Below are 13,101 nucleotides of genomic sequence, written 5' to 3' on the forward strand. Positions count from 1 at the left end.
AACAACGTTAGGAGCGTAACAGCGCCGACCAGCGCACCAGCCAGGCTTCAAGCACTAGCTGAGGGTTCGGGTTAGCGCCGACTGCAAATAAACGGCGCTGCTCTCGGGCATAATCCAGTAACCGGAACCAATCCTGCACCCGTCCATTTTTCATCGCTTGGCGGTATAACGGCTCTAAATCGGGGTTATGCAGCACCGAGGTTTCGCCAGACAAACCCAGCCGGATCAAGTCTTCAAGCCAAGCAATACCGTACCACAAGATGGCATCAATGGCCTGACGATCAAGCCTAGCAGCCTCTGAAACAGGCTCAGCACCACGCACTAACTGCTCGAAACTGTCATGAATTTGATGGCGAAGTGCGCGCTCCTCAGGCGTTGCCAACTCCACAGCAAGCAGCGGCAAACCACCCGACACTCGCCACCAAAAATGTGCTTCGTCGCCGCCAAGTTTTTCAGTCAACCAGTCTCGGCAATCCTCAAAGGGAACGCTAGCTAATGGCCACTGCTGACAGCGGGAGCGAATCGTCGGCAGCGTGCGCGAAGGCACGTCTGACAGCAGAATAAATAGCGTTTTATCGCCGGGCTCTTCAAGGCTTTTGAGCAGTGCGTTTGCCGCTGCAATATTCATTGCTTCCGCGGGAGAGATCACGATCACACGATACCCACCCTGCTGCGCGGTTTGCGAAACAAAGCGGTTTACATCACGTATGGGGTCAATGCGAATCTGACGCTTACCCTCTTCTGGAGAAATGCGCATCAAGTCGGGGTGGTAGCCTGAAGCCAACATGGCACAGCTATGACAGTGGCCGCAGGCCAGCTCGCCAGGCTGTGCGCATAACGTTCGAGCAATCAACGCTTCCGCCAACTGCTGCTTGCCAACTCCGTGAGCACCGCTGATTAACAGTGCATGCGGCAGTCGTCCTTCATTGGTGAGACGAATCAACTGCTGCCACGTAGACTGATGCCAAGGCAGCACTCCCGCTATTGCCATATAGCCACTCGCTCTTCTAGCGCTTGAGCTAGAGACGCCTGCACTTGATCAAGCGCTTGCCCGGCATCAACAATTGCGAAGCGCTGGGGGGCAGCAGCAGCGCGCGCTAAGTAAGCCCGCCGCACTGCTTCGAAAAAGGTTACTTGCTCTTGCTCAAAGCGATCACGCTGCGTTTGCTGGTCTCTTAAACGCCCTTCAAGACGCTCTTTCGCAGCATCGGGTGACATATCGAGTAACAGGGTTAAATCTGGGGAGAGACCTTTTTGCACGAACTGTTCCAGTTGAGCAATCCGATCTGTCTCAATACCGCGGCCACCGCCCTGGTAAGCAAAGGTAGCGTCGGTAAAACGATCACAGATCACCCAGGCACCGCGCTCAAGGGCGGGCACTATTTTTTGCGCTAGATGCTGGGCTCGCGCGGCAAACATTAATAGCAATTCGGCATCGCTGTGCAAGGGCTCATCGAAAGAGGGATCAAGCAGCAATCCTCGAATCGCTTCAGCGCGCGGCGTCCCCCCGGGCTCACGGGTTCGCACAACCTCTATCCCGCGCTCTTGTAGCCATGTCTCTACAAACGCCACGTTAGTAGATTTTCCGACTCCCTCACCACCCTCAAGGGTGATGAAGCGTCCGCGCTTGCTCATTGAAGCCCCTTACTAAGTAAATTCGAAAAAAACACATCGCACTTAAACAATGACTTAACCTAATTAGCGATTGCGAATATAGCGATTAACCGCATTATTGTGCTCACGTAACGTACGTGAAAAATGGTGGGTACCGTCACCGCGCGAGACGAAGTAAAGCGTTTCTCCAGGCAGCGGATTCACAGCCGCTTCAAGGGAGGCGCGCCCGGGTAAGGCAATCGGCGTTGGTGGCATGCCGTCAATCACATAGGTGTTATAGGGGGTCGCCTCACGTAAATCTGCACGCGTGATCCTCCCTTCATAGCGTTCGCCCATGCCATAAATGACGGTGGGATCTGTTTGCAAACGCATTCCCTGTTCCATACGACGCTTGAAGACACCTGCGATCTCCCGACGCTCTTCCGGCGCACCTGTTTCACGCTCAATGAGCGATGCCATAATGAGCGCTTCGTAAGGCGTATCGATGGTCAGGTCATCATCACGCTCGTCCCAGACCTCTTCTAGAATCTGCTCCATGCGGGAAAGCGACTGACGTAGAATATCAACGTCACTCATACCCAGGTGGTAGCGGTAGGTATCAGGGAAAAACCAGCCTTCAGGAAAAGCACCCTCTCGATCCAGCAACGACATAATTTCGTCGTTACTTAACTCTGCCGTCCGATTCTCAAGTTTTGGCGCACTGTCCAATAGCTCGCGCATCTGGCGGAATGTCCAGCCTTCGGGAATCGTTAACGGATAAGTGACAACGTTATTGCTGCCCAAGAGAGCAATCAGTTCAAGACCGCTCATGCCTGGGGTTAGCTGATACTCCCCCACCCGCAAGCGTGGTACACGCTCAGGCTCAACACGCGCCAATAATTGAAATGCCCAAGCATCTTCAATAAAGCCCTGGCTTTCCAGATCTCGAACGACCTGATTGAACCCAGCCCCCGCAGGAACCTGGTAAAGCGCTGGCTCCTCAAGTGTGACCGGTGCCGATAAGCGCTGCTGCCAGTAAGCATAGCCGCCCACAACGGCTGCGAATCCAACCACGACCACGACACCTACGGCAGCTAAAAACCGTTTCACCATGACACCTCAATATTGTTGATAAAATTCTGCCTAACGGGATGTCGGCGAATAGCCAAGTAAGTCATGGCCTATTGTTTGCAACCTATCTTGGCCTGTCAGCGGCCAGGACTTCAGGACTACACCTGTTTCACTTAACAGCTTATTCACTGGCCATACACCTTGTACCGAGTTAGCTACCCAAAGACGCTCAACGTCATGGGTAGCGTTCAGCGCAATAGGGGCTTCCTGTACTGCTCCATGATCCAATAATGCCGCTCGCAGCGTACCCGCCACGCCGCACTGCGATAATGGCGGTGTAAAGAATGTCCCCGCTTGCTGCCAAAAGACATTCATACTGGTGGCTTCCACCAGCAGGCCATCAGTATCTCCAAGCAACCCCTCGGCTATGGCTGGGTCATTCCACTCCTGGCGCGCGAGTACATTTTCCAATCGATTAAGGTGTTTAATGCCTGCTAAAAGCGGCTGATGTCCCAAACGCAACTGACAAATCCGTACGTTAACCCCCTCATGCCAACGGTCAGCGTTTACCACAAAAGGGGTTCTACGGCTAAGCAAGCGAGGTTGAGAGCTATCCTGCGTCGCATACCCTCTCCCACCACTTCCTCGGGTTAGGATTAGTTTGAGTATTTCAAGCTCGGCGTTAGACGGAGATTGCCAGGTGGCGACCAACTGCTCCATGGAGGGCAACGGAATATTCAAACGCTGACAGCCCAGCCGTAAGCGCGCGTAATGATAATCCCATAGCACAGGGACACCAGCGCGCAGCAGCACTGTTTCAAATACTCCGTCACCATACGCAAGCCCTCGGTCGTCAAACGGCACCTGGGGCATTGGCATTGCGTGCTATACCTTTTTAAACAACAGTGAGCCGTTGGTACCACCGAACCCGAACGAGTTTGAGAGCGCTATTTCAATGGGCATCTTCCGCGCGGTGTGCGGTACGTAATCAAGATTACAGCCTTCCTGTGGGTTATCCAGGTTAATGGTCGGCGGCGCAATCTGGTCGCGAATAGCCAGAATACTAAACACCGCTTCAACCGCTCCTGCAGCACCTAACAGGTGGCCAATCATTGATTTGGTAGAGCTCACGGCAACCTGCTGAGCTGCGCTACCAAGCACTTTTTCAATCGCCCGGCTTTCTGCTAAGTCACCCGCTGCGGTAGACGTGCCATGCGCGTTAATATAATGCACATCCGCTGGATCAATACGCGCATCTTTAATGGCATTGCTCATGGAAAGTGCAGCACCACGCCCATCTTCCGGCGGCGCCGTCATATGATAGGCATCATCACTCATACCAAAGCCTGCAAGCTCTGCGTAGATGTTGGCACCACGCGCTTTAGCGTGCTCGTACTCTTCCAAAACAAGCACACCCGCACCGTCTGACAGCACAAAGCCGTCACGATCAGTATCCCACGGGCGACTCGCCGCCTGAGGGTCTTCATTGCGAGTAGAGAGCGCTCGCGCGGCCGAAAACCCGCCCAACCCTAATGGGGTAGTGGCCATTTCCGCACCGCCACAGATCATTACATCGGCATCGCCGTATGCAATCGTGCGAGCACTGTAGCCAATATTATGGGTACCCGTTGTACACGCTGTGGTAATCGCGATATTCGGGCCTTTGAAGCCGTGCTGAATCGCCATGTTGCCAGAAATCATATTAATGATTGAACCTGGCACAAAAAACGGCGAGACGCGGCGTGCGCCACCCTTATTCAGCGCATTATGGTTATGTTCAATCATCGGCAAACCACCAATGCCTGAACCAATAGCCACCCCAATGCGCTCAGCATTCTCTTCGGTACACTCAAGCCCCGAGTCCTGAACGGCCTGGGCTCCCGCCGCCATGCCGTACTGGATAAACAAATCCATCTTGCGTGCGTCTTTAGGATTCAGATAGGGACTAATATCGAAATTTTTAACCGATCCTCCAAAACGCGTGTTGAAGCCACTTGTATCAAAGTGCTCAATCGGCGCTATGCCACTTTTGCCGGCGACAATATTTGCCCACGACTCATTAACACTGTTACCCACTGGGGTCACCAGGCCTAACCCAGTTACCACTACCCTTCTTCGCGCCATTAGCTTTCCTCCAGGCATCCATGGTGACACGACCCATCTGGGTCATTTGCTGCAGAGATTTGGTGACTAGTATAACGGAGATTGAACGTTATATTCATTGTGACAGCAAAGCAAAAAAGCCGCCCCTACTCAGGACGGCTTTTTATACGGGTGGGTAAGCACCCCACCCTGGCTCACTGCTTCGACTCAGCCCTTACTGATGGGCGTTTACGTAGTCGATAGCTTCTTGAACCGTGGTGATTTTTTCAGCTTCTTCGTCAGGAATTTCAGTATCAAATTCCTCTTCAAGCGCCATCACCAGCTCAACGGTGTCAAGAGAATCAGCACCCAGGTCTTCAGTAAAAGAAGAGCTGTTCTGGATATCTTCTTCTTTAACGTTCAGGCGCTCTGCCACAACTTTCTTAACGCGCTCTTCAATAGTACTCATCAACGTACTCCAGTCGTTCACATTAGCCGTTTTTGATAACCAGCCATTTGGAAACCGCAAGCCAAAAGCTGCGGGGTAGTTTATAGACGCCCTTAAGCTGACGCAACCGCCAAACCCAAGGCCATCAACGCATATTCATGCCGCCGTTCACGTGTAGCGTTTCGCCAGTGATATAACCTGCAGCATCACTTGTCAAAAATCCAACGGCAGCGGCAATTTCCTCAGGCCCGCCTAAACGCGAAAGAGGAATTTGCTTAAGCAGCATTTCATGCTGCGCTTCAGGCAACGCTTCGGTCATATCCGTTGCAATAAACCCAGGCGCAACCGCATTAACCGTAATTGCACGGGACGCGACTTCACGCGCTAAAGCACGGCTAAAGCCTTCCATTCCCGCTTTGGCGGCGGCGTAGTTAGTTTGGCCTAGGTTACCCATCGTTGCCACTACAGAACTTATCGACACGATACGCCCAAAGCGTGCCTTTGTCATACCACGCAGACACGCCTTGCTAACGCGATAAACAGATTTGAGATTGGTATCCATCACGGAGTCCCACTCATCTTCTTTCATGCGCATTAACAAATTGTCACGGGTAATGCCGGCATTATTGACCAAAATCGTGGGCGCACCAAAACGTTCGCCAATTGTTTTGAGCACCTGATCAATACTCTGCTGATCAGTAACATTAAGGCACATACCTGCACCTTCAATACCATGCTCTTTTAGATCAGCATCAATTTTTTCAGCGCCCGATTCGCTAGTGGCAGTTCCTACCACAATACGTCCTTGACGCCCAAGCTCATGAGCAATGGCTCGCCCAATGCCTCGGCTAGCACCAGTGACTAGTGCAACTCTTCGTTCTTGAGTCATAACGTTCTTCCTTCAACCTAACTAAGCAAGGGTAGCGGAAAATAGCGACTTAACACGCACCATTTTTCACGCACCACCCGCCGACGCCTCACGTGCTAACTCAAGGGCTGAATCCAGGCTATCAGGATCATTTACCGCCAACCCTTTGGCACTACGCACAATGCGCTTATTCAATCCGGTAAGCACTTTACCAGGCCCACATTCAATGAACACATTAGCACCTTGCTCGACCATCGCTTCAACGCAAGATGACCAACGAACGGGCTGATACAACTGTTCGATTAGGCGCGTACGCAATGTCTCAATATCGGCATGAGCTTGCGCATCGACGTTTTGAATAACCGCATAACGAGGGGCACGCAGCTCAATTTTTTGCATAGCGTCGGAGAGTCGTTCAGCAGCTGGCCGCATTAACGCACAATGGGAGGGTACTGACACCGGCAGTGAAAGCGCTCGCTTGGCGCCCGCTTCCTGACAGGCTGCGATAGCACGCTCCACGGCATTTTTGCCACCTGCGATAACAACCTGCCCAGGCGAGTTGTAATTAACGGCAGACACCACTTCTCCTTCAGCCGCTTGGGCACAGGCTGCTTCAACTGCGCTATCGTCAAGCCCAAGGATCGCTGCCATGCCCCCTTCTCCTGCAGGGACAGCTTCCTGCATGGCTTCACCACGCAGGCGAACAAGGCGCACGCCTTCAGCGAACCCCATCACTCCAGCGCAAACCATAGCACTATATTCACCAAGACTATGGCCGGCCATGACACTTGGGCGAGGCCCTTCCAACTCTTGCCAGATACGCCAGATAGCTACACTGGAGGCAAGTAGTGCCGGCTGAGTGCATGCCGTCGCATTCAACGCGTCTTCTGGACCTTCCTGGACGACTTTCCACAAATCGTAGCCCAGAGCGTCTGACGCTTCCTCAAATGTAGTTCCCACCACACTGTAGCGCTCGGCTAGCTCTCGCAACATTCCAAGCTGCTGAGAGCCTTGCCCGGGAAAAATGAGGGCAAGGGGTTGAGACATGTCGTTCACCTTTGCTCTTGTAGGCATTTGCTCAGTTGAGCGATAAGCGTGCTATTGGCGCCGTTGCTAAAACAGTTTTTGGCACACTCTACTACCACCAATAGCCCGCAAAAAAATATAACGTTTTATTATCTACTACGCTGATAGCGCTCAAGAACGCGACCAGCGTGCTGCAATTCGTACAGGCAAATCATGCTCCACTTCTTGCAATGCACGCTGAATAGCATAATAAAAACCATCCGCCTGGGTGCTGCCGTGGCTTTTCACCACAATACCCTGCAACCCCAAGAGACTGGCCCCATTATAACGTACAGGATCTAGCTCCCGCTTAAGCCTCTTCAGTACAGGCCTGGCCAGTATACTTGCCAAACGCCCACTCAGGCGTGATTCAAACGCCATTTGTACACGCTCCACCAACATACGAGTCAAGCCTTCACTGGCTTTCAACGTGACATTACCAACAAAACCATCGCAAACCACGACGTCAAGATCGCCCTGAAAAATATCCCCACCCTCAGCATAACCAAGGTAGTCAAAGCTTAAATCGCTGGCACTTTCACGCAGCAAACGATCCGCTTCGCGCACATTCGCACTTCCTTTCGTGGCTTCAGAGCCCACATTCAACAAGGCAACACGAGGCCGCTTAATGCGATCCATACACTGAGCCATGGCGGCACCCATCATGGCAAAATCAAACAGCCGGGATGCAGGCGAATCTACATTTGCCCCTAAATCAAGCAAATAACAGCGTCGCCCTCCACGCGCGGGGATTGCGGTACTGATTGCAGGCCTGGAGATACCAGGCAACATACCAAGCTCGCGCCTCGCCAAAGCGACCAAGGCTCCGGTATTTCCCGCACTCACGCCTGCAACTGCTTCACCTGAAGACAGGCTGCGCAGCATACACGCCATGCTGGTAGCATCTCCGCGGCGCATTGCCCAGGCAGCAGTTGCCGCTTGAGAAACACTTTCTGGAGCATCGGCTGCCACCAAACGTGACGTTGCCGCAGCCAAAGGCTGCGGCAAACGCGAAAGTTCAGCATCAATCTGCTGACGCGGACCAAACAGAGTTAATGCTAGGTCGGGGCGTTCAACAACCGCCCTTGCGGAGCCTTCGATAATGGCACGGGGGCCTTGGTCACCCCCCATTACATCAATCGCTAGGCGCACACAGCACCCACCCTGTTTTGCCGCTCATAAAAGCGCTAAGGCTTAAACTTCGACCACTTTACGACCGCGGTAGAAACCGTCGGGAGAAACGTGGTGACGCAGGTGAGTAGTACCGGTTTCTTTGTCCTGAGACAGAGTCGGTGCGCTCAGCGCATCGTGGCTACGACGCATACCGCGCTTGGAACGAGTTTTACGGTTCTGTTGAACTGCCATGGGTGTTTACTCCAAGGTAATTAAGGTAAGTGATGCTTACTTTTTGCCTTTCAAAGCGCCACTGCTTTTCAAAGCATTAAGCACTGCGAAAGGGTTCTTGGCCGGAGCGGAGTCTTCCGCCGTGCCTTCGGTCTTGCTGACCAGCTGCTCCGCCGAGACATGGCATTCGGTCTCATCGTGATAGACCACCTGCGGCAAGCTAAGGATAAGTTCATCCTCTATTACCGTCAGCAAGTCCAGCTGTTCATTTTCCACCAGCACCGGCTCATGACTAGCAGGTAGCTCGGCAGCCAAAGCTTCGTCTGCAATCATTCCTAATAAGAAATCACTGGAAACGTCTTGGCTTAGCGGCACTAGACAACGGCGACAAGGCAACGCCAGGGTCGCTTGCAAATGGCCACGAATTTCGCGACGGCCTTGGGCATCAACGCCAAACTCGAGTACGACATGACAGTCGCCGGTTTGGTCACCTGCTTCTTCAGCTAGGCGTGGCAGCTTGTTCAGCGCCACAATGCCTTCTAGTCGTTCGCGGCGGGCTGCAAGCTTATAAGGCTCAACCCGGCTGGGGATTTGTGAGGTCAACATAGGCGCGCAATGATAGGCACTCGCCCCCCCGCTGTCAAAGCTGTCGGTGCAATTCTTATGAGATTATCTCCCAAAACCACGTAAATAGGCAGGCTACCAAGGTTTCGTTACACTCCTTTGAACGCCGTTTAATGCTCAACCAGGCCTATTAAGGAGAACACTGTGCCTCAAACCGATAACGCGCCGCTTGTCCTGGCATCAAGCTCTCGCTTCCGCCAAGCGCTACTGGACAAGCTACTACTGCCCTATCAGTGCTGCTCTCCAGACATCGACGAAACGCCCTATCCTAATGAGACGCCCAACGCCTTAGTGCACCGCCTGGCACTCAGCAAAGCCAACGCCGTTGCTGAGCGCTTCCCCAATCATTGCATCATTGGCTCTGATCAAATAGCTCTGTTTGAGGGTGACATTCTCGGCAAACCTCATACAGAAGAGCGCGCTCGGGAGAATCTGGCGCGCTTTTCTGGCCAAAAAGTGACTTTTTTGACGGGCTTAGCATTAGTTGATACCCGCCACCAACGGCATCACGTCCATATCGAGCCGTTTGAGGTGGTTTTTCGCTCACTGAGCCAGCAAGAAATTGCACGATATGTTGCCCTTGAGCAACCTTTAGACAGCGCTGGCAGCTTCCGCATGGAAGGACTGGGGATTAGCTTGTTTGAAAAACTCGAAGGCCGAGACCCAAACGCACTCATAGGGCTCCCACTCATCGCACTATGCGACATGCTTCGCCAAGCAGGTATGAACCCACTCGGCGACGCTTAGTCGTTACTGAGCCTGAAAACGCAAAGGAGCATGCGCATGCTGAAGCCCCAGCACTTCGGCAGCTGTTTGCGTAAAGCGGCGTGTCAAACGCTCGAAGGGGTCTAAGCTGGGCGTATAGTTCTCCCATTCAGCCTCGCCTACCTGCTCACGAGCGACTTGCTCAAGACTGGCCAGCTCATCTATCAAACCTAGCTCTAACGCTTGTTCACCGCTCCAGATAAGCCCTGAGAAAATTTCAGGGCTGTTGCTCAAACGATCACCACGCCCTGCCTTCACATCGTCTATAAACTGCTCATGGGTTTGAGTCAGAACGCCCTGCCAGAAATCAGCAGCCTCTTCATCAAGCGGCTGAAAAGGATCCAAAAAGGCTTTGTTTTCACCGGCAGTCATTACGCGACGCTCTACGCCAATCTGGTTGATCGCTTCCTGGAAGCCAAAGCCAGCATAGATAACACCAATAGAGCCAACCAAGCTTGCACGAGACGCCACGATGCTATCGGCAGCTGAAGCAACGTAGTAAGCGCCGCTCGCACCAATATCCTCTATCACGGCAATAATGGGCTTGTCGCCCTGATCACGCAGCCGCATCATTTCGTCGTAAATACGCTGCGATTGCACAGGGCTTCCACCAGGACTATCAATGTGCAACACAACAGCAGCAGCGCTCTCTGATGACCATGCACGATTCAACCCTTTAATGATGCGTTCAGCATTTGCTGGTGCATCACTGGCAATCACACCATGTACTTCCACCAGTGCTACGTGGCTCTCGGTGGGCAATGAGGCCGTTGGCTCAGCGAGAAACACGCGGTATAGCATTGCTGTTAACGATATCAATACAATCGCTAGCAACATCAAACGAAAGAACAGCTTCCAGCGCCGGGTTCTGCGCTGTTCCGTTAAAACACCGCCAACCCAGCGGTCCATCATTTCCAACTGCGCTAAGCGCTGGCGCTCGCGCAGTGTTTCGGCATCATCACTCTCCGCTCCCGGGAGCGGTTGCTTTTTGGCCTGCCGGACAACCTCCGGCCCATCGGTCCAACGGTCACCACTCTCCTGGCCAGGAAAATCATCACCCGCCTGAGCGCCTCTACCATCACCGCTTCCATCGCGCTGCTGCTCATCACTCATATACGATTCCTAGTGTTCGCTTGATCGTACAACCACTACCCACAGGGGTTGCTAACGCCGCTAACCGTGAAGCCAGTCGAACAGGCTATCTACATCATCCGCCAGCCACACAGGCTGACTAGCCGCCAACCGAGCGGGGGCATGCACACCGTAAGTAACGCCCACACGATCCATATTAATAGACCTTGCCATTTCAAGGTCATACTCGGTATCACCCACCATTACAGCGCGCTCAACGGGCACTTTTAGCTCTTCGAGCAGTTCAAGCAGCATCTGCGGATGAGGCTTAGAGCGCGTTTCATCTGCTGTTCGGCTGGCATTAAACCAACCACCTGACTCTGTTTCGGCAAAAACCCGATCTAGACCACGACGGCTCTTCCCCGTCGCCACCGCTAAACGCTGATAAGGACGTTCACGCAGCCGGGCAACTTGCTCTTTAACGCCTTCAAAAAAAGGCATGGGCGTCGAATCACCATGAACGAAATGGTAGGCATAGCGTTGACGCAAGCGCTCGGCCTGAACCGCTTCAATACCAGGACATAACGTCGCTATCGCCTCAGGCAGGCCCAAGCCAATAATATTCTCGATAGCACTGACGTCTAACTCACTCCACTCGGCATCAGAAGCGGCTGCCTGCATGCAGGCAACAATTTTTGGCACGGAGTTCATCAATGTGCCATCCCAATCAAAGATAATTAGCTCATAGCGCATGTCGCTTCCTTATTTACGAGCACGTTTTAACGCTTCTTCCAATGCTTCAGGCAGCGGTGCTTTCACCGTAACGGGTCGACCATTGCCAGGCTCAGGAAACGTTAATGCACGGGCATGAAGAAATAGACGCCCCAAACCAAGGCGCTGCGCCATATGATTACTTTCGCGGGTACCGTATTTGTCGTCGCCCAATAAGGCGTGCCCAGCATGAGCCGCATGGACACGAATCTGGTGGGTGCGGCCTGTCACAGGCTCCGCCTCTATCAGCGTGACCTTTTCAAAGGTTTCCACTACCGAAAAGTGAGTCCGTGAAACCTTGCCATTTGGATCTACCCGCACTCGCCTTTCACCGTTACCCGCATCAAAGCGGTCTAAGCGGGCACTCACATAGCTCTTCCGAGCAGGCCAGCGCCCAGCCACTAACGCCAAGTAGCGCTTGTCCATTGCATGCTTTTTCAGCGATTCGTTAAGTGTGACGAGCGCATCACGAGATTTTGCCAACAGTAAGCAGCCCGATGTATCACGATCCAATCGGTGGACAAGCTCTAAAAAAGTAAGGTCATCGCGCACTTGCCGAAGCGCTTCAATGAGGCCAATTTTGACGCCACTTCCTCCATGGACGGCCAATCCGGATGGTTTGTTAATCACCATCCAATCGGGTCCTTCCATAATGACGCTACCAATTAATAAATCACGTAAGTTGTCACTCACCTCTTTAACCGCTTCTCTCGGTGCTAATCGCAGCGGCGGCACACGCACTAGATCACCCGCTTGAAGTCGATAATCTACTTTGACGCGCTTTTTATTAACCCTTACTTCGCCTTTCCGCACAATGCGATAAATCAATGCACGAGGAGCGCCTTTTAAACGCGTCATCAGAAAATTATCGATTCGCTGACCTGCTTGTTCCGGGGCGATATCCACCCACTGTACTTCCCGCCCTTCGGACATTAACGCTCACTCCTGGTGTGATCTAATAGCGACAGGCTAAAAACGGCATTCTAGCGTAGACCAATGCGCATTGCGTCAATTGCTGGTAGTTGTCTTTACTGTTATATTCCAAAACGTTCAGCGGCCAAGTGTGGCTTACCCGTAAACAGACACGTCGTAACGGGAGCACTACCACTCTTGCCAAGCGCCTGCCCGACAAACACGCAGGCCAGAGCACAGGCAAAATGGCGTAGTGTACGCATTACCCACACGCCTTACGTACTGGATATACAGTTACTCTGTCGCATGCTTTTTGACGGCAGAGACACTTTTGCTTCGCCCGCAATGGCAGGCAATTGAATTAACAAACGTCACGCCCCAAGCAGCCTATCCTGTTCGTCACAAGGTGCTGCTTGACTTGGGGCGCCAAGTTCAACGCTGTGCCGATGACCGGCGTTGACGAATCGATGAATGCCAGGTGTTGGCG

General features: G+C 53.0%; 16 protein-coding genes. 1 reads left to right on the plus strand and 15 read right to left on the minus strand.

What is annotated here, in order from left to right; genetic code table 11:
- Window positions 1-7: 7 nt before the first annotated feature.
- The 11 genes from NF683_RS19235 to NF683_RS19285 all read right to left on the minus strand — a co-directional run bounded on the left by NF683_RS19235 (window position 8) and on the right by NF683_RS19285 (window position 9,077).
- Entirely contained in the window at window positions 8-991 is a 984-nt protein-coding gene (locus tag NF683_RS19235; protein WP_038485264.1) for a DNA polymerase III subunit delta', read from the minus strand.
- On the minus strand, window positions 982-1,635 hold the full coding sequence (gene tmk, locus NF683_RS19240) for a dTMP kinase (protein ID WP_089037758.1): 654 nt from the start codon (window positions 1,633-1,635) through the stop codon (window positions 982-984). The genes NF683_RS19235 and tmk overlap by 10 nt, the downstream gene beginning before the upstream one ends.
- Before the next feature lie 63 nt (window positions 1,636-1,698).
- Window positions 1,699-2,706, minus strand: coding sequence for an endolytic transglycosylase MltG (gene mltG / locus NF683_RS19245; protein ID WP_253920752.1), 1,008 nt, complete (start codon window positions 2,704-2,706; stop codon window positions 1,699-1,701).
- A gap of 30 nt (window positions 2,707-2,736) precedes the next feature.
- Complete coding sequence (gene pabC / locus NF683_RS19250; RefSeq protein WP_253920753.1) at window positions 2,737-3,543, minus strand: aminodeoxychorismate lyase; 807 nt, start codon at window positions 3,541-3,543, stop codon at window positions 2,737-2,739.
- 6 nt (window positions 3,544-3,549) lie between these two features.
- On the minus strand, window positions 3,550-4,788 hold the full coding sequence (gene fabF, locus NF683_RS19255) for a beta-ketoacyl-ACP synthase II (RefSeq protein ID WP_038485274.1): 1,239 nt from the start codon (window positions 4,786-4,788) through the stop codon (window positions 3,550-3,552).
- A 193-nt stretch (window positions 4,789-4,981) separates the two neighbouring features.
- Window positions 4,982-5,215 (minus strand): acyl carrier protein, encoded by a 234-nt coding sequence (gene acpP, locus NF683_RS19260; protein WP_008956801.1) that lies wholly within the window; start codon window positions 5,213-5,215, stop codon window positions 4,982-4,984.
- A gap of 124 nt (window positions 5,216-5,339) precedes the next feature.
- A complete protein-coding gene (gene fabG / locus NF683_RS19265; RefSeq protein WP_038485281.1) occupies window positions 5,340-6,083 on the minus strand; it encodes a 3-oxoacyl-ACP reductase FabG in 744 nt (247 codons plus the stop codon).
- A 66-nt stretch (window positions 6,084-6,149) separates the two neighbouring features.
- Window positions 6,150-7,109 carry an ACP S-malonyltransferase gene (fabD, locus tag NF683_RS19270; RefSeq protein WP_089037754.1) on the minus strand — a complete coding sequence of 320 codons (960 nt, stop codon included), beginning with the start codon at window positions 7,107-7,109 and terminating at the stop codon, window positions 6,150-6,152.
- A 150-nt stretch (window positions 7,110-7,259) separates the two neighbouring features.
- Entirely contained in the window at window positions 7,260-8,279 is a 1,020-nt protein-coding gene (gene plsX / locus NF683_RS19275) for a phosphate acyltransferase PlsX (protein ID WP_089037753.1), read from the minus strand.
- A gap of 42 nt (window positions 8,280-8,321) precedes the next feature.
- On the minus strand, window positions 8,322-8,492 hold the full coding sequence (gene rpmF, locus NF683_RS19280) for a 50S ribosomal protein L32 (RefSeq protein ID WP_009099300.1): 171 nt from the start codon (window positions 8,490-8,492) through the stop codon (window positions 8,322-8,324).
- 36 nt (window positions 8,493-8,528) lie between these two features.
- Window positions 8,529-9,077, minus strand: coding sequence for a YceD family protein (locus tag NF683_RS19285; protein ID WP_038485316.1), 549 nt, complete (start codon window positions 9,075-9,077; stop codon window positions 8,529-8,531).
- Window positions 9,078-9,239: 162 nt separating this feature from the next.
- Between NF683_RS19285 and NF683_RS19290 the strand changes: the two genes are divergently transcribed.
- Entirely contained in the window at window positions 9,240-9,842 is a 603-nt protein-coding gene (locus tag NF683_RS19290; protein ID WP_089037752.1) for a Maf family protein, read from the plus strand.
- A 3-nt stretch (window positions 9,843-9,845) separates the two neighbouring features.
- Here the strand turns inward: NF683_RS19290 and sppA are convergent, their stop codons facing one another.
- The 4 genes from sppA to NF683_RS19310 form a co-directional block, all read right to left on the minus strand.
- A complete protein-coding gene (gene sppA / locus NF683_RS19295; protein WP_089037751.1) occupies window positions 9,846-10,973 on the minus strand; it encodes a signal peptide peptidase SppA in 1,128 nt (375 codons plus the stop codon).
- Between the two features lie 60 nt (window positions 10,974-11,033).
- A complete protein-coding gene (locus NF683_RS19300; RefSeq protein ID WP_089037750.1) occupies window positions 11,034-11,684 on the minus strand; it encodes an HAD-IA family hydrolase in 651 nt (216 codons plus the stop codon).
- Between the two features lie 9 nt (window positions 11,685-11,693).
- On the minus strand, window positions 11,694-12,635 hold the full coding sequence (locus NF683_RS19305; RefSeq protein WP_089037749.1) for an RluA family pseudouridine synthase: 942 nt from the start codon (window positions 12,633-12,635) through the stop codon (window positions 11,694-11,696).
- Between the two features lie 101 nt (window positions 12,636-12,736).
- The gene (locus tag NF683_RS19310; protein WP_157697981.1) at window positions 12,737-12,877 is read right to left on the minus strand and encodes a hypothetical protein; all 141 of its coding nucleotides are present in this window, start codon (window positions 12,875-12,877) and stop codon (window positions 12,737-12,739) included.
- Between the last annotated feature and the right edge of the window lie 224 nt (window positions 12,878-13,101).

Source organism: Halomonas sp. MS1 (assembly GCF_024182575.1).
Lineage (GTDB): Bacteria > Pseudomonadota > Gammaproteobacteria > Pseudomonadales > Halomonadaceae > Vreelandella.